The sequence below is a fragment of the Methylophaga sp. genome, from assembly GCF_009711715.1.
In the GTDB taxonomy this organism is placed as follows: Bacteria; Pseudomonadota; Gammaproteobacteria; order Nitrosococcales; family Methylophagaceae; genus Methylophaga.
Map to the genome: position 1 here is coordinate 38,175 of NZ_VENF01000010.1, position 26,314 is coordinate 64,488.

Consider the following 26,314-nt stretch of genomic DNA (forward strand, 5'->3'; position numbering starts at 1 on the left):
ATGATCTTCACAAAAATTTCCCGTCAGATTCACATTAAATTGTCATCTTCACTGCGCATAATGCTCCCGAATTCAACAAAAGGGAGCTCAACATGTCACCAGTACAAAGTCATTTTAAGTCTTTGCAAGAGTGGGAAATGTTCGGACCGGATCTGGGGGATGAATACTTTCCCAAATTCACGACGCCGACCCAGTCCTATGAGCAGTGGTTACAGGAAAATCCGGAAGGTTACGTCAATCAGTAAAGTAACTAGGCTGAGAACTCTTTCAGCGTGGCTTTGATATCTTGCCAGAGCTGTGCGTAAGCACGGCTTACCGGTGAGGCCCTGTCGAAAGAGGGTAGTGGTGCGCGATAGTCTCCCATACGCTCAACAGCAGCTGCATAGGGAATGGGTGTCGGTAAGCCATTTTTCAACATTTTGGGGGGATGAGTCAGCATCACCCGGTGCAGACTGCGGCGTCGATCGACCATGGTGAAAAAGGCATGTAACCGTTTGGGTTTGAGTTTGTTCTGCTTGAAGAACTCATGGGTCTGTTCGAAAGTCCGAAGCGACAAGTGGGTAGGAATAATCGGGACGTAAAGCGAATCCGCAGTTTCAAATATCTGCTCGGTCAGCAGGGAAAAGCTGGGCGGGCAGTCGAGCACCACCAGCGCATAATTTTCACCAAATGGCTCTACCAGCTTGGCAATCAGATTCCGTTTACCCTGATCGCTTTGAGAAATCAGTTGCTGATCCAGGTGACGCAGGGAAAAATCTGACGGAATCACATCCAGATGTTCATAATCGGTCGGCCTGACCAGATCACCAATCGGTGTTTTACCACTTAGAATTTTTTTGGGACGGGTTTTTTCTTTGGCTTTGGTATTCAGCAGCCAACTCGCCGCCCCCTGCGGATCCAGATCCCATAGCAGGGTGGGAATGCCCTCATTAGCGGCATGCCAGGCAATATTCACAGCGGAGGTGGTTTTGCCGACACCGCCTTTGAGGTTAAAAAATGCAATCGTTTCCACAATAGGCTCAGTATGTCTTGGCCATTTTTTCAAGTAAAGCCAGTTGTGCTGCGATGGCAGGTTCTGACTCCGTTTTTTCAACCCGCTGGTAGCGGCCATCGGCATTGAGGATCCAGGCCTGGCTGTTATCTGCCAGATAGGTTTCCAAATCGTCGAGAATACGTTCACGCAGCTTCTTCGACTCGATCGGGAAGCAGGTTTCAACCCGGCGCAGCAGGTTGCGTTTCATCAAATCAGCACTGCCCGCCCAGAGTTCGGGGCTGCCGCCATTTTCGAAATAAAATACACGGGTGTGTTCCAGAAAACGGCCGATGATACTGCGGACATGAATATTTTCGGACAGGCCTTTGATGCCAGGACGCAGGCAGCAAATCCCGCGCACGATAAGATCCACTTTGACGCCTGCCATAGATGCCCGGTACAGCGCCTGGATCATTTCCTGCTCTACAACGGCATTCACCTTGATGATAATGCGGGCTGGTTTGCCGGATTCGGCATGGTTGATTTCACGCTCGATTTTTTTCAGCAGGCCGTCATGCAGGGTAAACGGCGCATGCAGCAATTTATGCATCTGCGGGATTTTACCCAGGCTGGTGAGTTGAATAAACAGATTATTTACGTCTTCCCCGATCTGTTTATCCGAGGTCATTAAACCGTAATCGGTATAGACTCGCGCGGTGCCTCGATGATAGTTACCGGTACCGAGATGAACATAACGCCGCAATTTGCTGTTTTCCCGGCGCAGTATCAACAGCATTTTGGCGTGGGTTTTATAGCCGACAATACCGTAAACCACATGAGCACCGGCTTCCTGCAGGCGTGCCGCCAAAGCGACATTGGCTTCTTCATCAAAGCGGGCTCGCAGTTCGATAACCACCGTGACCTCCTTGCCGGTTTGTGCTGCGGTTACCAGCGCATCGACGATAGGCGACTTGGCGCCGGTGCGGTACAGCGTTTGTTTGATGGCTAAGACACTGCTGTCAGCGGCGGCCTGACGCAATAAATCAATGACCGGTGTGAAGGACTGGTAAGGGTGATGCAGCAACATATCCTGCTTACGCAGTATCGTAAAGATATCGACATCCGGCGTCAGTCCTTCCGGCCGGCCCTGGGTGAATGGTTTAAACTTGAGATCAGGCCGATCAACCAGCGAGCACACGGCCTGAATACGGCTCAGGTTTACCGGACCGTTAACCAGATAAACGTTATCCCGCTCCATTGCGCATTCATTACGCAGAAACTCGACCATATCCTCCGGACAGTTGTGGGCAATTTCCAGTCGCACCTCATCGCCGTAGTTACGTTGTGTCAGTTCATCGGCAATGGTCGCCAGCAAGTCGCTGGTCTCTTCGGTATCAATCGCAAGATCACTATTCCGGGTCACACGAAACTGGTAACAGCCTTTGACCTTCATGCCGAAAAACAGATCTTCGGCAAAAGCATGAATAATTGAGGACAGGAACACGAATTTGTATTCGCCGGGCTGGCACAGCTCCTGCGGGAATTGAATCACACGGGGCAGGGCCCGGGGCGCCTGCAGAATCGCATAACCGCGATCGCGGCCGAACGCATCTTTACCGACCAGCGAAACGATAAAGTTCAAACTCTTGTTAAGCAGGCGGGGGAAGGGATGAGCGGAATCGAGCCCCATTGGGCTTAAAATCGGCAGTATTTCTTCCTGGAAATAATGCTGCAACCATTTGGTGTGTTCGTCATTCCATTGTGAGCGGGGCAGAACGCGAATGGACTCTGCCTCGAGTTCCGGCAGTAACACTTCGTTCAGTATCCGGTATTGCTCTTCGACCAGTTCATGGGCACGCTGGCTGATTAGCTTCAGACACTCCTGCGCGGTCACTTGGTCGGCTTCGATATAGGGATCGCCGATTTCAATCTGCTGAATCAACCCGGCTACGCGCACTTCAAAAAATTCATCCAGATTGGTGCTGGAGATACACAGATAATTGAGTCGTTCCAGCAAGGGCAGACTGCTGTCGAGCGCCTGTTGCAGGACACGCCAGTTAAACTCCAGCAAACTGAGTTCGCGATTGATATAAAGCTCAGGGTTGTTGAGATCGATGGGCTGTTCTTGTTTCATATTTCCTTCTGGCGCATTTTGGGCGCAATGATCCTTAGTAACTTAATAGGTATTTATGACAGCAATATGACGCCAGGGTTACCAGCGGTATTTGTCATACATTTCCGGGTTAGCCCAGTAACGGCTGTTGAGCCAGTCACGCTTGGGCTGATAGTTTTCAATCGCGTAAGTAAACACCTGCAATCCATCCTCAGTGCCGGCCAGATGCCGGAAACCCATGGCCAGATAGTCAGTCAGACGCCAGCCTTTATCATCGGCAATAGCGGGATGGCTTATCAGAATGACATGGGGCGCGAGACGATTTTTAATCATGCCCAGCCACTGCTGAGCCGCCGCTTTATCCATCGATTCGGTCAGGTGACTGATAACAGCAAGGTCGACAGGCCGCGTGTCACGCAACTGATCCTGGCTGAATGGTGTCTTCAGATGCTGCAATTTAGTATCATTACCTATTTGAAGACACATTGCCGCCGTGTCACCGGCAGTCAGAATCGATCTGGGGTTGAACTGACTGACAAAGGGCGCGAGCAGGCTGGATAGGGCAACTGAATTGGTCATGACGGATCAGGATAAAACATCTGTTGAGTTCTGGAAACATAAACGCTTGAGCCAGATGACTCACGAGGAGTGGGAAAGTTTGTGCGATGGCTGTGCACGCTGCTGTCTGCATAAGCTGGAAGATGAAGACGATGGCCGCATGTATTACACGCGAGCCGCCTGTTCACTGCTGGATATTCATGGTTGCCGCTGCAAAGACTACGACAATCGGCAGTCCATTATTCCCGATTGCATCCAGCTCAGCATAAAAAATGCGCATTATTTTGACTGGCTGCCTTCCACCTGTGCTTATCGATTACTGGCTGAAGGTGAGCCCCTGCCGGACTGGCATCCGCTGATTACCGGTGATCCGGACAGTGTTCACAAAGCCGGTATTTCGGTGCGCGAGTTTGCACAGCCTGAATCTGAAGTAGAAGAATTGAATGAAGCCGTTATTCAACTCAGTCATGAACCTGATCCTGATGCATGACGCCTGAAGAAAGCCGCGAGTTTACCGCACGACTTGAGCAGGCTGCCATTCTGCTGCTGGAGTTGGAGATTTACCGTAAACCCGATGATCTGGCGCGTCGTTTCGGTCTACCCGTACCGGTGGTACGTTACTGGTGGCGTCACACCGATCAGGAAACCCATCCGGTCGATCAAACACAGCTTTCACCGCGTGAAGTAAAAACGATCCGCAAGGCTACCCAGACGCTGGAAGGCTGGGAAAAAATCAAACGTTATCGCCCGCCATGCGGTGCTAAATTACCCGGTGGCAAGCGCTGTAAACGCTCGGTAGCTATTCGCCCGCCGGAGGCCTGGGGACTGGGCGCGCTGGCAAGTCGCTGCCGTCTACATGGCGGCCTGTCAAAACGGGCAATAAAAAAATTAAACAAGGATGAGGACGAGATGTAGTCTGGTAGACAAACAGTCTTCCAGCATCGGGTCGAATACCGACGTTCTCAAACGGCTTGCCAGCCGTTTCCACGAGGCAGAAACCGGCACCTTCTTTACCACTACCGCCGATAATAAAGCCTGTCATGTTCTGCTCGACAAAGATCGCATTACCGCTTTGTGTTAGTTAAAGAATGCGAGGTGAAGCCGTGATTTCAGAGTTTCCCCTTATCAAATACCGAATGGTTTTCGTTTCAGCACGATGTCAATATGCCACTGTCTGCGCGGCCATTTGTTGAAAACAGTATAAATGTGCTTGTCCCGCTTGGAAGACATCATCTTGAACAGCAATCAGTCTCAGGCAAACGCATGTGACGGGCATCGCAGTCGAAACTGTAAACACGGTTCCACCGCTGAAAAAGGCCAGCGATGCTGGGCCAGCCAAAATAACGTTCCATAGGTATCGTGACCGGCCACCTGAGGACTGACAAAGATCGAACCACAGGCTTAAAATCGGTATCATAGCGGTCACTTTCCAGCGATAGATTTGTTATGGCTCATTCAAGCAATGTATTCAACCAGGGGCTGTGCGCCTTTCTGGACCAGTCCCCAACGCCTTATCATGCGGTAGCGACGATGAAGTCGCTGCTGGAAGCACAGGGATTCAAGTCCCTGTCTGAGCGTGACAGCTGGGGCCAGCTGACGGCCGGTCGTTATTATGTCACCCGCAATGACGCGTCGATTATTGCTTTTACGCTGACCGGTACCGAACTGACTGAAACCGGTATAAACATGGTTGGCGCGCATACTGACAGTCCTTGCCTCAAAGTCAAACCCAAGCCCGAGAAAGTCCAGCAGACCTTACTGCAACTGGGGGTGGAAGTTTACGGTGGGGCCTTGCTTAACCCCTGGTTTGACCGCGACTTGTCGATGGCGGGGAAGGTCAGTGTTGAAACTGAAGAAGGTCGCATCGAGCAGGCACTGATCAATTTTGAATGCCCGGTTGCTGTGATCCCGAGCCTCGCGATTCATCTGGACCGCGAAGCCAATCAGAGCCGCAGCGTCAACCCGCAGCAGCATTTGCCACCGGTCCTGTGTCAACTGGAAGAGGGTGACACACTCGACTTCCGCGCCTTGCTGGAAAAACAATGTCAGCAACAATATCCGGATCGGCATATCGGTAAGGTACTGGACTATGAAATCTGTCTGTATGACACACAGAAAGCGTCAGTCACAGGCCTGTATGGCGACTTTATCAGCAGCGCCCGACTGGATAACCTGCTGAGCTGCTATGTAGGACTGCAGTCTTTGCTGGCTGCCGGTGACAGCCGTCCGGCTCTACTGGTCTGTAATGATCACGAAGAAGTCGGCAGTCAGTCCAGCAGTGGTGCACAGGGCAACTTTCTGCAATCGGTTTTGCAGCGGTTGAGCGAGACGCCGGAAAATTATCAAAGGATGATTGACCGTTCGATGATGATTTCCGCCGATAATGCCCATGCCATTCATCCAAACTATCCGGACAAGCACGATGCCGAACATGGCCCGATTCTGAACCGGGGACCGGTGATTAAAACCAATGCCAATCAACGCTATGCCACCAGCAGCGAGACCAGTGCGATATTTCGCCAGCTTTGCAACCAGCACGATGTGCCGGTACAGGACTTTGTAGTCCGCACGGACATGGCCTGTGGCAGTACGATTGGTCCGATTACCGCATCCAATATCGGCATTCGCACCCTCGATATCGGTGTGCCGACCTACGCCATGCATTCGATTCGGGAGATGGCTGGCAGTCGTGATGCCGAGTGGCTACACAGCGCTTTAACCGCTTTTTACAAAATCACTGTTTAATCAAAAAGGAAACCTTTATTTATGGCTGAAAATGTAGATGAACTGACCGTTGAATATTTCGAAGGCGAGACCATGACAGTCAAAGAACTGGACAAGGTCGTTCTGACTAAAGGCGCCTGGGCGACAGTCATGTTTCGCTATCAGGACCTGGACCGCAAAACCGGCGATTTCGGTCCGGATAAATACACCATCCGGCGCTATCAGAAGCGTAACGGTGAATACAGCCAGCGTTCCAAGTTCAATATTTCCAGTCGCGATCAGGCATCGCAAATTGTTGATGCACTCACCAAATGGATCAATGAATAAGAGTCTGATTACCAACCTGCTCGCCGCTGTTGTCGTGACCGGCGGCTTGCTGGCACCAGCCCCTTATCGCGAGCCCATACTCAATACCGGCCTGTTTGCCCTGGCCGGCGGTGTGACCAACTGGCTCGCCATTCATATGCTGTTTGAAAAAGTGCCGGGGCTGTATGGTTCCGGCATTATTTCAGCCCGCTTTGAAGATTTTAAGGCCGGTATTCATGATCTGGTGATGTCGCAGTTTTTCAGCAAGGATAACGTTGATCGCTTTATGGCCGAGCTGATTAAGGATAATGCCCAGCACCGGCTGGACTTCAGCGATGTGATTGAACAGACCGACCTGGCCCCGGCTTATGACAGCCTGGTCGACACCATTCTGGAATCCTCTTATGGCAGCATGTTGTCGATGTTCGGCGGCAAGAAATCGCTGGCAACGCTGAAACAGCCGTTTATCGACAAAATGCGGGTGGCACTGGATAACATGGCGCACAGTGATTCATTCCAGGCCAGTGTGAAAGCCAAGCTCAGCAGTAATCCTGTGTTTGATGATATTCACGGTCAGATCGAATTGATCGTTCAGTCGCGGCTCAATGAGCTGACACCGCCGATGGTCAAAGATATTATTCAGCGCATGATTCGTGAACACCTGGGCTGGCTGGTTGTCTGGGGCGGCGTGTTTGGCGGCCTGATCGGGCTGGCAACCAGCTTCCTGCCGCTGTAATGAACCCGGCTTGCCCCCTGTGTCGGGCAGAGACACGGCTGTTTTATGACTTTAAACAACGCTTTTACTACCAATGCACTGGCTGTCAGGCGATTATGAAGGATCCGGCCAGCTGGCCGGGCAGGGAGGAGGAAAAGCGTCGTTATCTTGAGCATCTGAATGAGGCTGGGGATTTACGTTTTCAGCGCTTTGTATCACCCATCACTGAAAGCGTTAGACAGCATTTCACGCCACAACATCAGGGCCTGGATTTCGGTGCCGGGCACGCCCCTGTTATTACACATGTCCTGGCCGGGCAAGGCTATGATATCGCAGCTTATGATCCGCTGTTTTTCGATAGACCGGCCTTATTAGAAAAGCAATATGACTATATCTGCAGCTGTGAGGTCATTGAACATTTCCACCGGCCGGCGGCGAGTTTTGCTTTACTGAGTCAGTTGCTTAAACCGTCCGGTATGCTGCTATGCATGACCGAGCTTTATCACGAGACTATCGATTTTCATCGCTGGAATTACAAAAACGACCCGACACACGTATTCATTTACCACATTAAGACAATCAGATATGTAGCTGATAAATATGGTTTTTCAAGTTTTTATATTGATGGACGGTTAGTGGTTTTCAGGCGCTGAACTGTTGTTTGATAGCGTCTTTTTCCGAGGCCGGCAGGGACAGGGTCAAGCTCACTTTATCAGTAAATTGCTGGTCGATAATTTCACCGTGAATCTGTTTTAATTGATATTCGAGCATCTGTAATTGCGGATAGTCGATATCCAGTTTCAGTGTCGCCATTTCCACCCAGGGAACAATGGTTGCCGCGGCAATTGCCTCTTTGGCTGCTGTAGCATAAGCTCGTGTCAGCCCGCCGGTGCCCAGCTTGATACCACCGAAATAACGCACCACCCCGACCACCACGTTGATTAAATTTTCACCCTCCAGCGGCGCAAGAATCGGCCTTCCCGCGGTGCCAGATGGCTCACCGGCATCATGAAAGCGTTCGGTCAGAAAGCCTTCTGGCTGGCGAATCCGCCAGGCAAAGGCAAGATGATTGGCATTGGGGTGCTGGCGTGCCAGCTGACCCAGCTTTCTCAGCGCTTCATCTTCAGATTGGCAAGGCAAAATCACCCCGATAAAGCGTGATTTTTTGATTTCATACTCGGCTTCCGCAGCGCGGTGAATCGTGTTGAACTTGGATGCCATGGCCTGTAGCTATAGGAAAAAAACAGTCAACAATTTAACATATCGCTCCACACCACGCGTTTTAACGCATGCAGGAGACGATTATGAAAGCCATCCAAGTGGAACATCAGCCTGATCAGTCACGCCTCACGGAACTCGGGGTTTACGCCTGGCCCATCTGGGAAAAAGCAGCATCAGAATTTCCCTGGCATTATGATGAAAAAGAAACCGCCTACATCCTGGAGGGCGAGGTGATCGTGACCGCAGACGACGGCAGTGAATCGGTGGAAATCAAAGCCGGTGATCTCGTCATCTTTGCTGCCGGTCTGAGCTGCCGCTGGCAGATCAAGCAGGACCTGCGTAAACATTATCAATTCGGCTAAAAGCCCGGGAAAAACATTGTCAGAAATAGAATTTATCATTGGCCAGCGCTGGGTCAGTAACAGCGAAGCAGAACTCGGATTAGGCATCATCAAGGACAGTAGTGGCCGCAGCATCGAAGTGTTCTTCCCGGCGGTCGCAGAAAGCCGCTTTTATGCGGCTGATAATGCGCCTTTGAGCCGTGTGATTTACTCAGAAGGCGAACAGGTCAAAACCCGCGAACAATTGAGCTTTACCATTTCCGCCGTGCAGCCGCTCAATGGCTGCCTGATATATCAGGGTGAAACCAGTGACGGTGAAGCTGTGAGCTTCCATGAAATGGATTTAGACAGCCGGGTGCATTTCAACCAGCCGCAGGATCGCCTGTTTGCCGGCCAGGTAGATAAAAACAGTCAATTCGAGCTCCGTGCCAAGGCACTTGCTTACCAGCATGAGTTATTCAGTTCACCGGTATTCGGCCTGCTCGGTGCCCGGGTGCAACTGTTACCGCATCAGTTATATATCGCCCAGCAGGTCTCGCAACGACATGCACCGCGGGTGTTACTGGCTGATGAGGTGGGATTGGGTAAAACCATTGAAGCCGGCCTCATCATGCATCAGAAGATTCTGAGCGGTGAAGTCAAACGCGCATTGGTGATTGTGCCTGACGCCTTGTTGCATCAATGGCTGGTCGAAATGCTGCGCCGATTTAACCTGCGTTTCAGTCTGATTGATGTCGATCGGCATCTCACACTGGTTGAACTTGACGAAGGTAATCCTTTTGACAGTGCCCAGCTGGTTTTATGTGGTCTTAATGATCTGCTTGATAACCCGGTGATGCAGGAGGATCTGCTGGCTGCGCACTGGGATATGCTGATAGTGGATGAAGCACATCACCTTTACTGGGAACCTGGGAACAGCAGCCCGGCCTATCAGTTAATTGAAAAGCTGGCAGCGCGAGTTGCTGCATTGTTGTTACTGACCGCCACACCGGAACAACTGGGCATCGACAGTCATTTTGCCCGCCTGCGTCTGCTGGATCCTGAACGTTTTCATGACCTTGAAGCCTTCAGACAGCAGGAAGCTGCCTATGAGCCGGTTTCGACACTGATTGATAAGCTTGATTCACTTGATGCGTCAGACCGAAGCGCCATTGATAAATTGATAGTTGATTTGCGACCTTATCTGTCAGAAGTTCTGATCGCGGCACTGCAGCGCGAGAATGAATTTGAAAGTTCAGTACAGCAAGCCATCAGAGACCTGCTTGATCAACATGGCACCGGTCGGGTTCTGTTCCGCAACAGCCGAGAGGTGGTGAAAGGTTTTCCCAAGCGGATGCTGCATAGCTACCCACTTGCTGCAGATAGCAGACTCATTGGTAGTGAAGCGATCAGGCCGGAAACCGTGTTTGGACATGACTGGCTGAACGAAGACAGCCGGATTGCCTGGCTGCTTGATTTTCTCAAAGCCCGCCGTGGTGAGAAAATCCTGCTGATTTGCGCCAGTGCCGATACGGCGACCCAGCTCGACAGCTATCTCAGTGTGCACCAGGGCGTTCGCAGTGCGGCTTTCCATGAAAATCTGAGCCTGATAAACCGTGACCGCGCCGCGGCCTATTTTGCCGAGGAAGAGGATGGGGCGCAGCTGCTGGTCTGCTCAGAGATTGGCAGTGAAGGGCGTAACTTCCAATTCTGTCATCATCTGGTGTTGCTGGATTTACCCCGTCATCCGGATCTGCTGGAGCAACGTATCGGTCGTCTTGATCGCATCGGTCAGCAGCATGATGTCGACATTCATGTGCCTTATTACCAGGGAAGTGCCCAGGAAGTGCTGCTTAACTGGTATCACCAGGGTATGAATGCCTTCGAACAGGTCTTTGCTGCCGGTGATGCGGTTAACAAGGCGACACAGGATCAACTGTCAAACTGCCTCAATAATCCAGCAGATGCAAAAGCCCTGACCGGACTGATTGATTTGACCCGCAGCACAGCGGAAAAAGCCAGACAATCCCTGCAATCAGGTCGCAATCGTCTGCTGGAGCGGAACTCCTTTGATGCAGATGCCGCCCAGCACATTATTGCAGAACTGGAAGAAGCTACCCGTGGGCTGGAACTGGCTGATTTTATGGATGATGTGTTCGATGCTTTCGGCGTTGATCAACAGCCGCACAGCAGCGACAGTGTGATTATCGAGCCGGGCAATCATATGGTGTACCCATTCCCGGAACTGCCGGAAGAAGGGCTGACAGCGACATATCAGCGCCATCGTGCACTGGGCCGTGAAGATATGGCCTTTCTGACCTGGGAGCATCCGATGGTCTTGGGCGCCATGGATCTGGTAATGAATACCGAGATCGGGAACAGTGCGTTCTGCACCCTGGAAACCAATGAATTCAGTCCTGGCACTTTATTGCTGGAAGCTATTTTTAAGGTGCAGGCTATCGGCAGCTTGCAGACCTATGTTGATCGTTTTCTGCCACAGCGTTACTTCCGTATTTTGGTCGACGCTGAAGGGCGTCAGCATCAGGATCAGCTGCCGGACAGACAGTTTAATAAGCTGGCCGGGCGGATCCCTCGTGCGACTTCGCAGGAATTGATCCGCCATGCCCGGCCACGACTGGAAAAGCTGATCCAGCAGGCCCAGCGTGCGGCTATCGAACCGGGTGAAAGGCTGAGGTGTGATGCTTTGGCTGTCATGCAGCAGGAAATGACAACGGAGACTGCCCGTCTGCAAGCATTGTCTGAAAAGAATCCGGCCATTCGTCAGGATGAACTGGACGCCATGGCTGCACTCACTGAAGCGCTGGCGAATACGATACAATCAGCCGAATTAAGCCTGGATGCGGTCCGGGTCGCGATAGTCACTGAACCAAACTAAACACGGATAGTCATTTCCTTCTCTAGACGGTCGCTGGGAGCATAAGTTGTTAAAAAAAATCGCGTTACCCCTCCTTATCATTGGCCTCGCTATTCTGGCGTTCATGCTGCTCAAAGCCAGCGAGCCCGAAACGCCGGCAATGGAAAAGAAGCAAAAAGCCTGGCTGGTTGAAGCGGTTAAGGTTGAGTATCAGCGGGTTGCGCCGGAAGTGACTATCTATGGCAGAGTGGAGACCCCGCGTGATGCCAGCCTGAAGTCCGCGTTGGAAGCCGATGTTATTGAAGTCAATGTGCTGGAAGGCGACAGGGTGACAGCCGGGCAAACGCTGATCAAACTGGATGACATCGATATTCAGCTCGCACTGCAGCAGCGTCAGGCTGATGTTCAAGAAGCCCAGGCACAGATTGATAGTGAGAATCAACGCTTCCAGCGTGATAAAGCCTTACTGGCCAACCAGAAACAGTTACTGGAGCTGGCCGACAAGGCGGTACAACGTGCGCGCAAACTGGAGCAGACCCGGCTGGCTTCGCAGGCCTCGCTGGATGATGCCCTGGCAGCCTACGAACAGCAGGCCTTAGCGCTGAAACAACTGCAGTTTGATATCGACAATCACACAGTCAGACTGGCCCAGTTACAGGCAGCCAAGCAACGTGCTGAAGCCCTGTTGGCCCAGGCTGAGGTCAATCTCAGCCGCACCGGAATCAGGGCACCCTTTGATGGCCGGGTGGCCGGGCTCACGGTCGCTTTGGGAGACCGGGTCAGGCCTGGTGATACCCTGCTGACAGTCTATGATCTGGATAATCTCGAAGTCAGGGCGCAGATCCCGGGGCGTTATATTGCGCAGGTACGCCAGATGCTGCAGCAAGGCAAACAGCTGGAAGCCAGTGCCCAAGTGGATGGTCAGCTTATGCGGCTGACGCTGAACCGTTTGTCCGGCGAAGTCAGAGAAGACAGTGGCGGGATTGATGGCTTATTCCGTATTGAGAACAATATGGCGCCGCTGCCATTGGGCACCTTTGTCGAATTACAGCTGCAGCTTGCCGAACAGGAAAATGTGATTGAAATTCCGTTCAGTGCGCTTTACGGCATGGACCGTGTATACCTTATTGAGGATGGACACCTGCAGTCAGTGTCTATCCAGCGTATCGGCGAGGTGGAACGGGAAAACGGCAAAAACAGTCTGCTAATCCGCAGTACTTCGCTAGCACCGGGCGATCTGATTGCGGCAACACAACTGCCTAATGCGATCACCGGTCTGCGGGTTGAGGTTGCTGACTGATGGAGAGCCATCGCAACGATTTTATCGGCATATTCGCCCAGCATCGGGTTGCCGCCAATCTGCTGATGATCATGATGCTGGTTGCCGGTGTCTTATCGCTGAACCGGCTTAATACCCAGTTTTTCCCCAATTTCGCGCTCGATATCATCACCGTCAGCATCACCTGGCGGGGTGCCAGTGCCGAGGACGTGGAAGAATCGCTGACCACCCGCGTCGAGCAGGAACTGCGTACTATCGACTATGTCGACAAGATGACCTCGACGTCATCTTATGGAGCTTCTCTGGTAACGCTGGAGTTCGAAGAAGATGCGGATATGGGCCGGGCACTGGATCAGGTCAAGGATCATGTGGCCCGCCTGCGTAATCTGCCGACCGATTCGGAAACCCCTGAAATCAGTCTGGTGACCCGTTATGACACCGTGGCCAGGCTCTTGATAACCAGTGACGGCGAATTGGATGAACTTCGAGATCTGGCGCATCAAATTGAGCATGAATTACTGGACCGCGGTATTTCCAGGGTCAATATCACCGGCCTGCCGGAAGAAGAAATCGCTATCCAACTCAGTACTCATGAACTGGAAGCGCTGGGGCTCAGTTTTAACGAAGTCGGTGAGCGAGTCGGCGAGCAGAGTCAGGATCTACCAGCCGGTGAGGTAGGGAATGATGAGACCGCCCGGCAGCTTCGCAGCCAGGGACAAAAACGCGACGTTTATGCGTTCAGCGAGTTACTGCTGAAAGCCGATTATGCCGGCGGTCTGGTGATGCTTGATGATGTCGCGGAGATCGAGCGGCGGCCGATGCGTAATCAGGTCAAGGTGTTTTATCAGGGCCAGCCTGCGGTCGAAATTGAACTGCAGCGTACTGAAAATGCCGATGCACTGAAATCCGCGGAAATCATGAAACAGTGGCTGGATGACAGCCGCCATGAAATGCCCGAGGGCGTCAAAATCAGGGTGTTTGATGCTACCTGGGAACTGATTGAAGAACGGATTAACCTGCTGCTGCATAATGGTCTCGGCGGCTTGATACTGGTGCTGGGCGTGCTGTTTCTGTTCCTGCATGGCCGTGTGGCTTTCTGGGTCGCGGTGGGCATACCGGTGTCATTCATGGCGGCGCTGTCAGTGCTTTATTTACTTGGCGGCAGTATCAATATGATCAGTCTGTTCGGACTCATCATGTCGCTGGGGATTATCGTCGATGATGCCATTGTGGTGGGTGAAGATGCCTTATCACATTATCAAAGCGGCGAACGGTCGCTGACCGCGGCCGAAGGCGGTGCCAGACGGATGCTGGCGCCAGTGGTGTCCTCATCGCTGACGACGATTTCAGCGTTTCTGCCTTTGATGATGATAAGCGGCGTTATCGGCAATATTCTGTTCGATATTCCCTTTGTCGTAATCTGTGTGATTATCGCTTCCCTGATTGAGAGTTTTCTCATACTTCCCGGTCACTTGCGGCATTCTTTTCATACCATGCATCATGCTGAACCCGGGCGCCTTCGCCATTACCTCGACAGTCAGTTTCACCGCTTTCGTGATCATGTTTTCAAACCGCTGGTCACTTATGCCGTGAATTTTCGCGGGGTCACCATCGCGGCCGCGCTGGCTTTGTTAATTCTGGCCATCGGTCTGCTCGCCAGTGGCCGGATTCTGTTCAACTTTTTTCCGTCGCCTGAAGGAACGACCATTGTGGCCAATGCCCGATTTATTGCTGGTACACCGGGCGAACATGTGGAACGTTTCCTGGCGCATGTGAATGAGGCCCTGGAAGAAACAGCACAGGAAATGGGCCCTGAGTTAATGGATCTGTCCGTGACACGGTTGAGCACGGCCAGTGCTGCCAACCCGAATGCAACTTCCCAGGTTGATGAGCGTTTCGGCTCGATCCAGCTGGAAATGATTTCGCCGGATCAGCGCGATATTCGCAATAAAGATTTTATTAACGTCTGGCGTGAAAAAATTCATTTGCCTCCGGGCATAGAGACTTTCACTATCAGTGAGCGTCGTGGCGGACCGCCTGGCAGCGATATTGATATCAGGCTGACCGGTGCGCCGGCGGACACTCTCAAAGCTGCGTCTCAGGAGATTGCTGAGAAGCTCAAGACCTATCCCGGCGTCAGTGCCATTGAGGATGATATGCCTTATGGTCAGGAACAGTTGATTTACCGGATCAAAGGCCAGGGTGAAGTGCTGGGACTGACTCTCAATAATGTCGGACGCCAGCTGCGGGCCGCCTTTGACGGCCAGCTGGTGCAGATTTTCCAGGATGGTGATGATGAAGTCGAAGTGCGGGTAATGTTGCCCGAAAATGAACGCAATACACTGGCCACGCTGGAGAACTTTATGGTCCGCCTGCCTAACGGCGGTAGTGCACCACTGTCCAGCGTAGTCGAATTTGAAGCCCGCAGAGGATTTGATGTACTGCGGCACACCGATACCCAGCTTGCAATTCATACCACGGCCACGGTCGATGCCACAGTCAATAATAATAATGAGATCCTGGCTGATATGCAGCAGACATTTCTGCCTGAGTTGACCTCACGTTATGGGGTCAAAGTTGCCTATGAGGGCCGTGCCGAAGAACAGGCAGAGACGATTGGCGATATGGTGCAGGGCGTCTTTCTTGCTTTTGTCCTGATTTATCTGGTGCTGGCCTGGGTATTTGCCTCTTATGGCTGGCCTTTGGTGGTGATGTCGGCGATTCCATTCGGACTTATCGGTGCCTTGTTCGGTCACTGGCTGCTGAATATCGATCTGACCATATTATCGCTGTTCGGCATCTTCGGTCTGTCCGGAATCGTGGTCAATGACTCCATTATCCTGGTGACTTTCTTCAAACACTTGCGCGAGTCAGGTATGGGCACCCAGCAGGCGATCATAGAAGCGGCCAGCCAGCGGTTGCGTGCGGTATTACTGACCTCATTAACGACCATCGGCGGCCTGACGCCACTGCTATTTGAGACTTCTCTTCAGGCCCAGTTCCTGATTCCGATGGCGGTATCGATTTCTTTCGGTCTGATGTTTGCAACGGCGCTGGTGTTACTGGTTATACCGGCCATGTTATCTGTACATGAGAGTGCTGCGGACAAAATCAGTGGTAAGCTTGTGCCACAAAAAAGTTAGTCTGGCTAAGTTTAGTTTGTATTAAGCTTATGCCTTAATAGTACCTATTTGGCGTGATAGTAAGGGGCCTGCATGTCTTATTTGAAACACCTGGTTGCCAGTCTCCTGGTCTCAAATTCCCTTGTCGTTGCTGCAGGAGAGCTGCCAGCGGACTACGCTGATAGCATTACCCTCAGCACTGTGGCCGAGCAGGTTTACCAGCGCTTGCCGGGGAAAGAGGCAGAAAGCAAGTTCAGCCAGTTACAGCAAGCCAATGATGTGTTGGGCAATGCCTTATTTGCAGAACCTGCCACTGCCAATCTTGATCATTTTAATGATGCCATCGGTAGCGGAGAAGGTATGCAGGAATGGGAGGGCAGTGTCGATATGCCGCTCTGGTTGCCGGGTCAGCAACAGGCTCAGCAGGCGCTGTCCAGCAAAATTATGGCGCAATTGCCGGCTTACCAGAACCGGCTACGACTGCAGGCATCCGGCGAAGTCAGGGAACTCATCTGGCAGGTCAAACTGGCTGAAGCAAGGCTTGAGCAGGCAACACAGGTCTGGGAAACAGCCAAAAAACTCGAACAGGATGTCGCATCCAGAGTTAAAGCCGGTGATCTGGCCGCCAATGAGGCGTTGCTTGCCAGCAGCAACACACTGGAAGCCCGTAGCCAAATGATTGCCGCTGAGTCAGAACTGTCACAACAACTCAAAACATACACCTTAGTGACCGGTCTCCAGTCATTGCCGGCTGAAGTGACTGAAGTCTTGCAGTCACAGCCACAGGTGCCGGCCGATCATCCAGCCCTTTTAATGCAGGATCAGGTCATTGCCAGACTGCAGGCAGAAATGAATATCGCCAGGTTTGAGGGCAGCGTTAATCCCAGTGTATCTGTCGGCGTGCGTCGCGAACGCGGGGATGACAGTGAAAGCTTTAACAACAGTCTGGGACTTGGGTTCAGCATGCCCCTTGATAACAAGCGATACAGTCAGCTTGCTGTGGCTGAAAGTGCCGCTGCCCTCGCTGATGCCCAGGTGGCCAGACAGGAGACTGAACGTCAGTTAAATAAAAATCTGCTCGCCAGCCAGGAGAGTTTATCTGCGGTAAACAAGCAACTGAAACTGGCAGCTGAACAGGACCGGACCACCCATCAGTATTACCAGATGCAAAAGCGCGCCTTTGATCTGGGAGAAATCAATCTTATCGACTTACTCCGCAGCCAGGTTCTGGCTAATGAAAGCCGCAGTCGTAAACGTGAGCTGGAAGTATTGGTTGAGCAGAAAAAAGCAGCTGTCAATCAGGCACTGGGCGTGACACTCTAAACTTTCAACAAGTCATTGCTTACTTAATTTTTCGTTAAGACAACCACGCTACTCTGTGCCTGAAAATGTCACAGACTGGAGTGGTGTATGGAAGCAGTTTCTTTCGATAATGTCCTGTCCGATACCGGGCGTAATCATCGGCAGACGGCCAACTGGGGTTTATTACCCCTGTACTCGCTCAAACTGCATACGCCTGACAGTCACAACCGGGCCGCAGTAGAGCAGTTTATCTACCAGCGTTTCGCCCACCAGTATGCGGCCAATATCAGTGTGTTTCTTCCCATGCTCTTGTCAGCTGCAGATAACAAGGGCATCACCGCTGCATTGGGCTTCCAGCCAGCAAATTTACACCGATTATTTCTCGAGTTTTATCTGGATTGTGATATTGAAACCACGCTGGGGCTGGTCACCGGTGGCGCGGTTGAGCGCCAGCGTATCGTTGAAATCGGTAACCTGGCTTCCGGCAGACAGCGAGCGACGCAATCCCTGTTTCTTTTACTGGCTCAGATTCTGTACGAATCCGGCTATGAATGGGTGGTCTTTACAGCCAACAGTGCTGTTAAAGCCTGGCTCTCCAGATTACAGATACCCGCCTTTGTACTGAATGACGCTGATCCGAAGCGGCTGCCGGATAAAGGGGCGAACTGGGGCAGTTACTACGATGACAAGCCCGTGGTTCTGGCTGCCAATATTGATCGTAGCTTCAGCACCATGAACAGCCACCCGCTGATGTCGCACCTGCGCGATCAATATGCCAACGAGATTGAGCGCTTCTCCGCCCGGCTGCCGCAATGAGCCTGATCGTCCGGCAATTACGTGACTTGGCAGCTGCAAAGCCTGAGGCTGGCGCTATCACGGACACACAGCAGCGTCTGACCCGGGTCGAATTGACAGGCGCAGTGACGCTGCTTGCTGAGTTGCTCAAGCCTTATCAGGGGCAGGTAGTGGCTTTGCTTGCAGACAATCAAATTGATTGGGTGGTGACGGATTTGGCTTGCCTTGAAGCCGGGGTGATATTGCTGCCTTTACCTGCTTTTTTCAGTGCCACGCAACAGCAGCATGCGCTGGCGCAAAGCGGTGCTGTAGCGCTGATTGGTTCTGCGGATAGTTTCCAGGGAGACCCCCTCACAAGCCACCTCAAGATTAAGTCTGTCCAGTCATCAGTACCGGCAAAATTACCTGACGATACGGTTAAAATCACTTTCACTTCCGGATCTACCGGTCAACCTAAAGGGGTATGTCTGAGCGAGGCAAACCAGCTCAGTGTCGCCAATGCGCTGTTGCAACGCACCGGACTGAAAAGTCCGCGGCATCTCTGCGTTTTGCCGCTACCGACCTTACTCGAGAACATTGCGGGTGTGTATGCCCCGTTACTCAGTGGTGGCGAAGTCATTTTGCTGCCAGCCAATGATCTTGGCTTTAACGGCGCCAGTGAGTTTGATGTGCAGAAACTGGCTGCTGTGCTGGAAAGCGTTCAGCCTGACAGCGTGATTTTATTGCCTGGCATCTTGTCCGCATTGGTTGCCTTTATCAAGCATGGCTGGCAGGCACCAGACAGTTTGAAATTTGTTGCTGTCGGCGGCAGCCGGGTCGGTAGTGGTTTACTGGAAGCCGCTGAAGCAGTGAATCTGCCTGTGTATGAGGGTTATGGCTTGTCAGAATGCAGTTCTGTCGTCAGTCTCAACAGCCCGAAATACAATCAACAGGGGAGTGCGGGTATGCCGCTGCCGCATATCGAAGTCTCTGTTGAAGACGAGGAAATATGCGTGTCCGGAAATGCCTTCCTGGGTTATGTCAATGATCCTGAAAGCTGGTATCAGAAGCAGGTCAGAACCGGTGATATCGGCGCCATTGATGACGCAGGATATCTGCATATTCTGGGGCGTCGCAAAAACCTGCTGATCAACAGTTTCGGACGCAATATCAACCCGGAATGGATTGAAAGTGAAATCCTGGCCAACCCGGCCATCGCTCAATGCGTGGTCTACGGTGATGCGCGTCCCCTTTGCATTGCACTTATTTATCCCCGAACGGCGGTAAGTGATGTGCTCATCGACAATTGGCTGGGCAGTGTTAATCAGGGGTTGCCCGCCTATGCCCGCATCAAACACTGGCTGCGACTTTCACAGCCACTGAGTCAGTCCAGCGGCACACTAACAGCCAATGGTAAACCCGTGCGGGAACAGATAGCGCGACGCTATCAGACAGATATCAACCAAATTTTTAAGGAGCAGGCTTGAATGGCTTTTTTTGATGTTTTACAGGCAGAAACCGCTGAGGCACGAGCGCAGCTTTTCAGCGCCCCCATTTTTGAGCGGGCTTTTAACGGCGATATCGATCGCGCGCTTTATATCGATTTTCTGACACAGGCCTATCACCATGTTAAACATACAGTGCCTTTGTTAATGACCGTGGGCGGCCGGCTGCCTGAAAGCAAGGAATGGCTGCGAACGGCGGTGGCAGAGTACATTGAAGAAGAAGTCGGTCATCAGGAATGGATATTGAATGATATTGCCGCCTGTGGTGGCGATAAAGAGGTGGTCAGAGACAGCCTTCCCAACCTGCATACCGAGCTGATGGTCGCCTATGCCTATGATGTCGCGCAGCGTGTCAATCCACTCGGCTTTTTCGGCATGGTGCATGTGCTGGAAGGCACCAGCATTACCTCCGCCGATCGGGCTGCTGAGTCGATTCAAATTGCATTAAGCCTGCCAAATCAGGCTTTCAGTTATTTACGCTCCCATGGTGCGCTGGATCAGGACCATGTCAAATTCTTTGAGAGTCTGATGAACCGGATTTCCGATCCTGATGAACAGGCGCTTATCATTCGTTCAGCCAGGATTTTCTATTACCTCTACGGCAATATTTTCCGTAGTCTCACCGGAGACAAAATGCCATGTTCAGCATGAAAGACAAAACCATTGTGTTGACAGGGGCAGCCGGCGGGATTGGCCGGGCTGTTGCCGAATTGCTCGACACCGTGGGGGCGACACTGGTGCTGACAGATATCAACGGCAATCAGCTGGAAGCGCTCAATCACAGTTTCGACGACAGGCACTATACCGTAGAGGCTGATCTGGCGTCTGCTGAAGGACGCAGCAAGCTGGTTGATTGCTGTACTGAGATGCTGTCACCGCCGCAAATGTTGATCAATATTGCCGGCATTAATCAGTTTGCCAAGCTCGCTGACTACAGTGATGAACAGCTGACAAAGCTGATTAATGTCAATCTGACCAGTCAGATCGCACTTTGCCGGGATTTTTTACCCTTATTCAGCAGATTATCTGCTGCCGCAATTATCAATGTCGGCTCCATCCTGGGCAGTATCGGCATGCCAGGCTATAGCGTCTACTGTGCTAGCAAGTTCGGACTCCGTGGCTTCAGCGAAGCACTGGGACGGGAATTAATGGATTCGCCTGTCGAGGTCCGCTATTTCGCTCCCAGAGCCACACAGACGACTTTGAACGACAGCAGGGTCAATGAGATGAACAAGGCGCTGGGTAATGCGATGGACACGCCGCAGCAAGTGGCTGCCGAACTGGTTAATTTTCTGAAGAACCATGAAAAGCGCGGCTATCTGGGGTGGCCAGAGAAATTATTTGTGCGCATCAATAGCCTGTTTCCGTCACTGGTCGATAAATCCTTTCAAAAACAGCTTGGCGTGATTAAACGCTATCTATGAGGAACAAACCATGAAAAAACTTTTTGTGATGCTGGCACTTATGATCAGCTTTTCAGCTGCCGCCGATGTGATGAACCAGGTGGCAGAGGTTCAACATAACTGGGCAGAGGCCAATTATCAGCTTAAGGACAAAGCGCAGAAAACGCGCTTTGAAGCATTGTTGAATGAGGCGGATGCCGTTGTAAAAGCCAACCCTGATTCCGCCGAGGCCCTGATCTGGCGTGGCATTGTGCAATCGAGCTATGCCGGGATTAAAGGTGGACTGGGTGCGCTGGGGCTGGCCAAAGCCGCCAGGGCGGACTTTGAACAGGCAATGAAAATCGATGACAAGGCACTGGATGGCTCGGCCTACACCAGTCTGGGCACGCTTTATTTTAAAGTACCGGGATGGCCACTGGGCTTTGGCGATAATGACAAAGCCGAAGCCTTGCTCAAAAAAGCCCTGAGCATTAATCCCGAGGGGATTGACAGTAATTATTTTTATGGGGTTTTTCTGCTTGATCAGAGACAATACAAGCAGGCAGAACAGTATTTATTGAAAGCCCAGCAGGCACCGGCGCGGCCCGGTCGCCCTCTGGCTGATAAAGGGCGGCAACAGGAAATTGCAGCGGCTTTGCAGCAAGTTCGTTATCAACTGAGAACAAATCAACATGCAGGTATTGCTGATTGAGGATGACGCCTCTCTGGCGGAGGGACTGAAACGTTCACTCAAACGAGAAGGCTTTATTGTTAACCATCTGAAGCAGGGAAAACAGGGGGTTAGTGCCGTTGCGACCTCGCCCCCGGATATCGTTGTGCTGGATCTGGGTTTACCGGATATGGATGGGCAGGACGTACTGAAAGCGATACGCAAGCTGGATGCAGCGCTGCCGGTGTTGATTCTGACTGCCAGGGCATCGCTGGAAGATAAAGTGGCGGGCCTGGATAACGGGGCTGATGATTATCTGGCCAAACCTTTCGAAACTGACGAGCTACTGGCCCGTTTGAGGGTGTTTGAACGTCGTCTTAGCAGTTTCAAACATGCCGGACTGACGATTGGTGACGTTACGATGGACAGTAAAGCCCTGACCGTAACCGTCTCGGGCGCGGAGATTGAGTTGTCACGCCGAGAATTTATGTTACTTAAAACACTGATGGAGAATGCCGGCCGGGTACAGACGCGTGACAGTCTGGAGAGCAAGCTCTACAGCTGGGGAGAAGAAATCGCCAGTAACGCCATCGAGGTACATATCCATCACCTGCGTAAGAAGTTGCCTGATCAATTTATCAAGACTGTGCGCGGTGTCGGCTACACCATCAAACCGGCATGAAATCGATTCGTCTTTTCCTGCTGTTATCGTTGCTGGCCACCATCACTTTGGTGAACTTTGTGGCCTTGTTGCACGGCTACCAGTCCAGTATGGAAAAAGCCCAGAGTCTGTTTGACTCCAGGCTGGAAAGCACGGCAAGGCTGATAGCTTCAGCCAATTCCGAGCAGACGATGCGGCAGGGGATTGCCGAACAACAGACACCGTTCACTTATTTTCAAATCTGGGACAGTGGTGGCAAACAATTACTCACCCGCTCCCGTAATGCACCGGAATTTGTCACTGGTGCACTGACTGAAGGCTTCCATGAAGTCAATTTCGATAGTTATCGCTGGCGCAATTATGTCTATCGTGATCAGCATCTCAATCGCTGGATTGTTGTCGCAGAGCGTATCGATGTTCGCTACAGTCTGGCTGAAGAAGTCGTGCTGGAATCCTTGCTGCCGATTGTGATTGCCATACCGATAGCCGCGCTGATTATCTGGCTGGCGGTCGGGATCGGACTCAAACCCCTGCGTCAGTTTGCTGATCAGGTGCTCGGCAAACGCGCTGATGATCTAAGCCCGATACAGTTGGAAAAGGTGCCGCATGAACTGGTTACGGTCGTTTCCAATACCAATGCGCTTCTGGGCAGGCTGGATCATGCTTTCCAGCGGGAACAGCGGTTTGCCTCGGATGCCGCGCATGAGCTGAGAACGCCCATCAGTGTGCTCAAAGTGCATCTGCACAACCTGAAACAACGGCTGGGGGACGATGATGAAGACATCACTTTACTCAAGACCGGCATTGAGCGGATGGGGCATTTGGTAGAACAGATTCTGGCACTGTACCGAACATCACCGGATCAGGCTTCAGCGCGTTTCGAGAGCGTTGACCTATACAAACTGGCGCAAACAGTTATTGCCAGCGACTTTCTGCAATTTGAGCGTAAGCAACAGCATATTTCCCTGGATGGGGAGACTGCCATACTGTCTGGCAATCGCTTCGCACTGGAAACCCTGTTACAGAACTTACTCAGTAATGCCAATAAATATACGCCGCCAGGTGGAGAGATTCATGTCATCGTCAAACCGTTTCAGGACGGCGTGCAGTTAATTGTCGAAGATTCCGGTCCGGGTATTCCGGCAGATCAACATGAACGTGTGTTTGAGCGTTTTTATCGGTTTCAGGGCGACAGGCATGACAGTGGCGAACTGGGCTGCGGGCTGGGACTGACCATTGTCAGCCATATTGTAGAGTTGCACCATGCCACTATCCGGCTGGGTACATCATCATTGGGGAAAGGCCTGGCCGTCACTATTCATTTCCCGGGAGAAAAGTAAATTGAAACAGTGGCTTATTCTGCTGAGTTTATGTTGTCTTTCATCTGCCGTGATAGCCGGGCCGCCAGTGATTGAAATAGAGATAAAAGACCATCTGTTCTTCCCGGATGAGGTTCGTATCCCTGCCGATACCAAGGTCAAACTGCTGGTAAAAAACCTTGATCCGACCGCAGAAGAATTTGAGAGCTATGAGCTCAACCGTGAAAAAGTGATTGCCGGTCACAGCGAAGCAATCATTTTCATCGGCCCATTGTCAGCGGGGGAATATCCCTTTTTTGGCGAGTTTTTTCCCAAAACTGCCCAGGGCAAAGTGATAGCGGAGTAATGCCATGCTATTGAATGCGGTCATCATTATTCTGCGGGAAGTACTGGAAGCGGCACTGATCATCAGTGTTTTCCTGGCCTTGAGCCAGTTGCTCAACCGCAATTTGTGGTGGATGCTGCTGGCACTGTTGGTCGGTTTCAGCGGTGCCACGGTCTATGCGCTGAATCTGAGCCAGATATCCATGGCGATGGAAGGCACAGGACAGGAAGTCCTGAACGCTGTTCTGCACAGTGTCATTTTTATCTCGCTGCTGATCTTCATGATCAGTGTGCCCCATCAGGCCCATGCCAAATGGCGACAGCTCAATCTGGTGACAATTGTGCTTGCTGTCATCACCGCGATTATTCGGGAAGGCTCAGAAATCATTCTGTATATCACGGGTTTTTTTGGTATTCCGGATTTACTCAGCCCGGTCTTGATGGGGAGCGCTGTCGGCGCCGGCATCGGGCTGAGTGTCGGCGTGTTTTTCTACTATCTGCTGGTCAATATGCGTACCAGTTACGGTATTTGGCTGGGTTATCTCATTCTGCTGCTGATAGGTGGCAGCATGGTGGCGCAGGCGGTCGAGTTCATGATTCAGGCCGACTATATTGCCGCCAGTGCCCCGGTGTGGGACAGCTCGGCGATTATCAGCGAACGTTCAGCAGCAGGTCAGTTGCTCTATGCCCTTGTCGGCTATGAAGCGACACCGGCACCGGAGCAGGCAGCGGCTTATTTCAGCAGCATTGGTCTGTTGATAGTCGCTGCCGGCATCAGTTTTATGTTCAGAGGGAAAACATCATGAAATTAATCCGCCACGCCACAGTGCCATTGCTTTTGCTTCCGGCAATGGTGATGGCCGATGATCTCGCCATCGATAAAGTCTATCACCCCTATGTTCAGCCACTGGAGCAGGAAGTGGAGTGGCGGATGGTGGCGGCTGACGGCGATCATTTGCAGCGACTGGGTATCGGGCAGTCTCTGAATGACCGGGTCTTTATCGAAGGCTATCTGCTGGCAGCCGAAGAGGGTGATACTTTCCGGCTAGAGGGCTATGAACTGGAAACGCGGGTGCAGCTCACCGAGCAGGGCGAATACGCGGTTGACTGGGGTGTCCTGGTCGAACTGGAAAAAGCGCATCAGGAAGATGAGTGGGAGCTCGCGACAGCATTGTTAATGGAAAAACAGTGGGGCAGATGGGTGGGTGCAGCCAATCTATGGCTGGAATATGAATGGGGCGACGAGATCCGGGATGAGTTTGAAAGCGCTGTGGCCTTACAAACCCGGTACCGGCTTTCCCCCGAATTTGAGCCTGCTATCGAATTTTATGGGGGGGAAAATACGCGTGCCCTGGGACCGGTAGCCATGGGCGATTTGCGCTTCGGTGCCGGTAAAAAACTGCACTGGGAAACCGGCGTACTGTTTGGTTTAAGTAAAAAAACACCGGATGCCACTCTGCGACTGTTGGCAGAGTATGAGTTCTAGTTCACTGAAGCGCCTGATCTTTCATTCGTTTTTCCAAATCATTCCATAAAGACAGCTTGGATGCTTCGCCGACCCGTTGACCCTCACCACGGGATTTGGCCAGCCATAAACCGGTACCGTTGAAGCTGTAGACCGGTACCAGATCATTACGGCGGCTGGCCGGTTTGATCTCGGTAATCAGGTTATCCAGTACCAGCGGCACTGAACGTTTGGTTTCGAAGTAGGTCAGCACCATATGTGCCTGATCGATTTCGATAGCCTTAACGTAGGTGATTCTGAGTTTGTCTTCGTCGACGCCCAGTTCCTTCAGGGTGAAGTACTTGGCGATGGAATAATCCTCACAGTCTCCGGCGCCGATGGAGAGCATTTCCAGCGGCGTTGCCCAGTAATCTTTCTTCTGCCACAGGTCGATATCATTAATAAACTGTACGTTGGCATTGAAGAATTGATTGACCAGTTCCAGCTTTTCTTTCTCAGATAAATCGTGATTGGCCGGGTTATTCACCAATTCACGCCAGCCCTCGACACGCTTGCGTGCAAATTTGTTGTACTGACTTTCAATTCTGGCCAGTACTTCATCACTGATACTAAGCTTGGCATTGCCCGGCAGGGCAAACAGCAGTGAGGCCAGCAGCAGCGTTATCAGAGCGTGACGGTAAAGTCGCATTCAATCCCCGGCGATCAG

The 26,314-nt window shown here is 52.0% G+C and carries 28 protein-coding genes; 23 read left to right on the forward strand and 5 right to left on the reverse strand.

The window, feature by feature from the left end:
* Positions 1-92 precede the first annotated feature (92 nt).
* Entirely contained in the window at positions 93-245 is a 153-nt protein-coding gene (locus FH755_RS08015) for a hypothetical protein (RefSeq protein WP_292440365.1), read from the forward strand.
* 5 nt (positions 246-250) lie between these two features.
* Here FH755_RS08015 and FH755_RS08020 read toward each other — a convergent pair whose 3' ends face one another.
* The 3 genes from FH755_RS08020 to FH755_RS08030 form a co-directional block, all read right to left on the reverse strand.
* On the reverse strand, positions 251-1,012 hold the full coding sequence (locus tag FH755_RS08020) for an AAA family ATPase (protein WP_292440366.1): 762 nt from the start codon (positions 1,010-1,012) through the stop codon (positions 251-253).
* 7 nt (positions 1,013-1,019) lie between these two features.
* Complete coding sequence (gene ppk1 / locus FH755_RS08025) at positions 1,020-3,107, reverse strand: polyphosphate kinase 1 (protein ID WP_292440367.1); 2,088 nt, start codon at positions 3,105-3,107, stop codon at positions 1,020-1,022.
* 78 nt (positions 3,108-3,185) lie between these two features.
* Positions 3,186-3,665 (reverse strand): DUF6231 family protein, encoded by a 480-nt coding sequence (locus tag FH755_RS08030; RefSeq protein WP_292440368.1) that lies wholly within the window; start codon positions 3,663-3,665, stop codon positions 3,186-3,188.
* Here FH755_RS08030 and FH755_RS08035 point away from each other — a divergent pair.
* From FH755_RS08035 to FH755_RS08065, 7 genes are all read left to right on the forward strand, one after another.
* Entirely contained in the window at positions 3,664-4,134 is a 471-nt protein-coding gene (locus FH755_RS08035; protein WP_292440370.1) for a YcgN family cysteine cluster protein, read from the forward strand. The genes FH755_RS08030 and FH755_RS08035 overlap by 2 nt on opposite strands.
* Positions 4,131-4,559 (forward strand): hypothetical protein, encoded by a 429-nt coding sequence (locus FH755_RS08040; RefSeq protein ID WP_292440373.1) that lies wholly within the window; start codon positions 4,131-4,133, stop codon positions 4,557-4,559. Before FH755_RS08035 ends, FH755_RS08040 begins: the two co-directional genes overlap by 4 nt.
* Positions 4,543-4,725 carry a hypothetical protein gene (locus tag FH755_RS08045; RefSeq protein WP_292440375.1) on the forward strand — a complete coding sequence of 61 codons (183 nt, stop codon included), beginning with the start codon at positions 4,543-4,545 and terminating at the stop codon, positions 4,723-4,725. The genes FH755_RS08040 and FH755_RS08045 overlap by 17 nt, the downstream gene beginning before the upstream one ends.
* Positions 4,726-5,090: 365 nt before the next feature.
* Positions 5,091-6,389 (forward strand): M18 family aminopeptidase, encoded by a 1,299-nt coding sequence (locus FH755_RS08050; RefSeq protein ID WP_292440377.1) that lies wholly within the window; start codon positions 5,091-5,093, stop codon positions 6,387-6,389.
* 21 nt (positions 6,390-6,410) lie between these two features.
* Positions 6,411-6,695, forward strand: a complete 285-nt coding sequence (locus FH755_RS08055; protein ID WP_292440379.1) for a hypothetical protein — start codon at positions 6,411-6,413, stop codon at positions 6,693-6,695.
* Complete coding sequence (locus FH755_RS08060) at positions 6,688-7,410, forward strand: DUF445 domain-containing protein (RefSeq protein WP_292440381.1); 723 nt, start codon at positions 6,688-6,690, stop codon at positions 7,408-7,410. The genes FH755_RS08055 and FH755_RS08060 overlap by 8 nt, the downstream gene beginning before the upstream one ends.
* A gap of 95 nt (positions 7,411-7,505) precedes the next feature.
* Positions 7,506-8,042, forward strand: coding sequence for a methyltransferase domain-containing protein (locus tag FH755_RS08065; RefSeq protein WP_292440383.1), 537 nt, complete (start codon positions 7,506-7,508; stop codon positions 8,040-8,042).
* Here the strand turns inward: FH755_RS08065 and FH755_RS08070 are convergent.
* Positions 8,032-8,610: a YigZ family protein gene (locus FH755_RS08070; RefSeq protein WP_292440385.1), complete on the reverse strand. Its 579-nt coding sequence runs from the start codon at positions 8,608-8,610 to the stop codon at positions 8,032-8,034. The genes FH755_RS08065 and FH755_RS08070 overlap by 11 nt on opposite strands.
* 83 nt (positions 8,611-8,693) lie before the next feature.
* Here FH755_RS08070 and FH755_RS08075 point away from each other — a divergent pair, with 83 nt between their 5' ends.
* From FH755_RS08075 to FH755_RS08145, 15 genes are all read left to right on the forward strand, one after another.
* Positions 8,694-8,972, forward strand: coding sequence for a cupin domain-containing protein (locus FH755_RS08075; RefSeq protein WP_292440387.1), 279 nt, complete (start codon positions 8,694-8,696; stop codon positions 8,970-8,972).
* 16 nt (positions 8,973-8,988) lie between these two features.
* Positions 8,989-11,826, forward strand: a complete 2,838-nt coding sequence (gene rapA / locus FH755_RS08080) for an RNA polymerase-associated protein RapA (RefSeq protein ID WP_292440389.1) — start codon at positions 8,989-8,991, stop codon at positions 11,824-11,826.
* A gap of 46 nt (positions 11,827-11,872) precedes the next feature.
* On the forward strand, positions 11,873-13,105 hold the full coding sequence (locus FH755_RS08085; RefSeq protein WP_292440391.1) for an efflux RND transporter periplasmic adaptor subunit: 1,233 nt from the start codon (positions 11,873-11,875) through the stop codon (positions 13,103-13,105).
* Complete coding sequence (locus FH755_RS08090) at positions 13,105-16,227, forward strand: efflux RND transporter permease subunit (protein WP_292440393.1); 3,123 nt, start codon at positions 13,105-13,107, stop codon at positions 16,225-16,227. The genes FH755_RS08085 and FH755_RS08090 overlap by 1 nt, the downstream gene beginning before the upstream one ends.
* A gap of 72 nt (positions 16,228-16,299) precedes the next feature.
* Complete coding sequence (locus FH755_RS08095) at positions 16,300-17,529, forward strand: TolC family protein (RefSeq protein ID WP_292440395.1); 1,230 nt, start codon at positions 16,300-16,302, stop codon at positions 17,527-17,529.
* Between the two features lie 87 nt (positions 17,530-17,616).
* Positions 17,617-18,324: a thermostable hemolysin gene (locus tag FH755_RS08100; RefSeq protein ID WP_292440397.1), complete on the forward strand. Its 708-nt coding sequence runs from the start codon at positions 17,617-17,619 to the stop codon at positions 18,322-18,324.
* Entirely contained in the window at positions 18,321-19,769 is a 1,449-nt protein-coding gene (locus tag FH755_RS08105) for an AMP-binding protein (protein ID WP_292440399.1), read from the forward strand. The genes FH755_RS08100 and FH755_RS08105 overlap by 4 nt, the downstream gene beginning before the upstream one ends.
* On the forward strand, positions 19,770-20,438 hold the full coding sequence (locus FH755_RS08110; RefSeq protein ID WP_292440401.1) for an iron-containing redox enzyme family protein: 669 nt from the start codon (positions 19,770-19,772) through the stop codon (positions 20,436-20,438). It begins immediately after the preceding gene.
* On the forward strand, positions 20,426-21,211 hold the full coding sequence (locus FH755_RS08115) for an SDR family oxidoreductase (protein ID WP_292440403.1): 786 nt from the start codon (positions 20,426-20,428) through the stop codon (positions 21,209-21,211). Before FH755_RS08110 ends, FH755_RS08115 begins: the two co-directional genes overlap by 13 nt.
* 10 nt (positions 21,212-21,221) lie before the next feature.
* On the forward strand, positions 21,222-21,881 hold the full coding sequence (locus FH755_RS08120) for a tetratricopeptide repeat protein (RefSeq protein WP_292440405.1): 660 nt from the start codon (positions 21,222-21,224) through the stop codon (positions 21,879-21,881).
* Positions 21,862-22,521 carry a response regulator transcription factor gene (locus FH755_RS08125; RefSeq protein ID WP_292440407.1) on the forward strand — a complete coding sequence of 220 codons (660 nt, stop codon included), beginning with the start codon at positions 21,862-21,864 and terminating at the stop codon, positions 22,519-22,521. The genes FH755_RS08120 and FH755_RS08125 overlap by 20 nt, the downstream gene beginning before the upstream one ends.
* Positions 22,518-23,840: an ATP-binding protein gene (locus tag FH755_RS08130; protein WP_292440409.1), complete on the forward strand. Its 1,323-nt coding sequence runs from the start codon at positions 22,518-22,520 to the stop codon at positions 23,838-23,840. The genes FH755_RS08125 and FH755_RS08130 overlap by 4 nt, the downstream gene beginning before the upstream one ends.
* A 1-nt stretch (position 23,841) precedes the next feature.
* Positions 23,842-24,165 carry a cupredoxin domain-containing protein gene (locus FH755_RS08135; protein WP_292440410.1) on the forward strand — a complete coding sequence of 108 codons (324 nt, stop codon included), beginning with the start codon at positions 23,842-23,844 and terminating at the stop codon, positions 24,163-24,165.
* Between the two features lie 4 nt (positions 24,166-24,169).
* A complete protein-coding gene (locus FH755_RS08140) occupies positions 24,170-24,949 on the forward strand; it encodes an FTR1 family protein (RefSeq protein ID WP_292440411.1) in 780 nt (259 codons plus the stop codon).
* A complete protein-coding gene (locus FH755_RS08145; RefSeq protein WP_292440412.1) occupies positions 24,946-25,629 on the forward strand; it encodes a hypothetical protein in 684 nt (227 codons plus the stop codon). Before FH755_RS08140 ends, FH755_RS08145 begins: the two co-directional genes overlap by 4 nt.
* Position 25,630: 1 nt before the next feature.
* Here FH755_RS08145 and FH755_RS08150 read toward each other — a convergent pair whose 3' ends face one another.
* Entirely contained in the window at positions 25,631-26,296 is a 666-nt protein-coding gene (locus FH755_RS08150) for a transglutaminase-like cysteine peptidase (protein ID WP_292440414.1), read from the reverse strand.
* Positions 26,297-26,314: the final 18 nt, after the last annotated feature.

Coding starts and splice junctions, on each gene's coding strand:
- FH755_RS08055 (WP_292440379.1), top strand. CDS start 6,411: ATGGCTGAAAATGTAGATGAACTGACCGTTGAATATTTCGAAGGCGAG.
- FH755_RS08150 (WP_292440414.1), bottom strand. CDS start 26,296: ATGCGACTTTACCGTCACGCTCTGATAACGCTGCTGCTGGCCTCACTG.
- FH755_RS08125 (WP_292440407.1), top strand. CDS start 21,862: ATGCAGGTATTGCTGATTGAGGATGACGCCTCTCTGGCGGAGGGACTG.
- FH755_RS08035 (WP_292440370.1), top strand. CDS start 3,664: ATGACGGATCAGGATAAAACATCTGTTGAGTTCTGGAAACATAAACGC.
- FH755_RS08130 (WP_292440409.1), top strand. CDS start 22,518: ATGAAATCGATTCGTCTTTTCCTGCTGTTATCGTTGCTGGCCACCATC.
- FH755_RS08090 (WP_292440393.1), top strand. CDS start 13,105: ATGGAGAGCCATCGCAACGATTTTATCGGCATATTCGCCCAGCATCGG.
- FH755_RS08075 (WP_292440387.1), top strand. CDS start 8,694: ATGAAAGCCATCCAAGTGGAACATCAGCCTGATCAGTCACGCCTCACG.
- FH755_RS08105 (WP_292440399.1), top strand. CDS start 18,321: ATGAGCCTGATCGTCCGGCAATTACGTGACTTGGCAGCTGCAAAGCCT.
- FH755_RS08070 (WP_292440385.1), bottom strand. CDS start 8,610: ATGGCATCCAAGTTCAACACGATTCACCGCGCTGCGGAAGCCGAGTAT.
- FH755_RS08040 (WP_292440373.1), top strand. CDS start 4,131: ATGACGCCTGAAGAAAGCCGCGAGTTTACCGCACGACTTGAGCAGGCT.
- FH755_RS08050 (WP_292440377.1), top strand. CDS start 5,091: ATGGCTCATTCAAGCAATGTATTCAACCAGGGGCTGTGCGCCTTTCTG.
- FH755_RS08015 (WP_292440365.1), top strand. CDS start 93: ATGTCACCAGTACAAAGTCATTTTAAGTCTTTGCAAGAGTGGGAAATG.
- FH755_RS08145 (WP_292440412.1), top strand. CDS start 24,946: ATGAAATTAATCCGCCACGCCACAGTGCCATTGCTTTTGCTTCCGGCA.
- FH755_RS08140 (WP_292440411.1), top strand. CDS start 24,170: ATGCTATTGAATGCGGTCATCATTATTCTGCGGGAAGTACTGGAAGCG.
- FH755_RS08110 (WP_292440401.1), top strand. CDS start 19,770: ATGGCTTTTTTTGATGTTTTACAGGCAGAAACCGCTGAGGCACGAGCG.
- FH755_RS08060 (WP_292440381.1), top strand. CDS start 6,688: ATGAATAAGAGTCTGATTACCAACCTGCTCGCCGCTGTTGTCGTGACC.
- ppk1 (WP_292440367.1), bottom strand. CDS start 3,107: ATGAAACAAGAACAGCCCATCGATCTCAACAACCCTGAGCTTTATATC.
- FH755_RS08030 (WP_292440368.1), bottom strand. CDS start 3,665: ATGACCAATTCAGTTGCCCTATCCAGCCTGCTCGCGCCCTTTGTCAGT.
- FH755_RS08100 (WP_292440397.1), top strand. CDS start 17,617: ATGGAAGCAGTTTCTTTCGATAATGTCCTGTCCGATACCGGGCGTAAT.
- FH755_RS08120 (WP_292440405.1), top strand. CDS start 21,222: ATGAAAAAACTTTTTGTGATGCTGGCACTTATGATCAGCTTTTCAGCT.
- FH755_RS08115 (WP_292440403.1), top strand. CDS start 20,426: ATGTTCAGCATGAAAGACAAAACCATTGTGTTGACAGGGGCAGCCGGC.
- FH755_RS08045 (WP_292440375.1), top strand. CDS start 4,543: ATGAGGACGAGATGTAGTCTGGTAGACAAACAGTCTTCCAGCATCGGG.
- FH755_RS08095 (WP_292440395.1), top strand. CDS start 16,300: ATGTCTTATTTGAAACACCTGGTTGCCAGTCTCCTGGTCTCAAATTCC.
- FH755_RS08065 (WP_292440383.1), top strand. CDS start 7,506: ATGAAGGATCCGGCCAGCTGGCCGGGCAGGGAGGAGGAAAAGCGTCGT.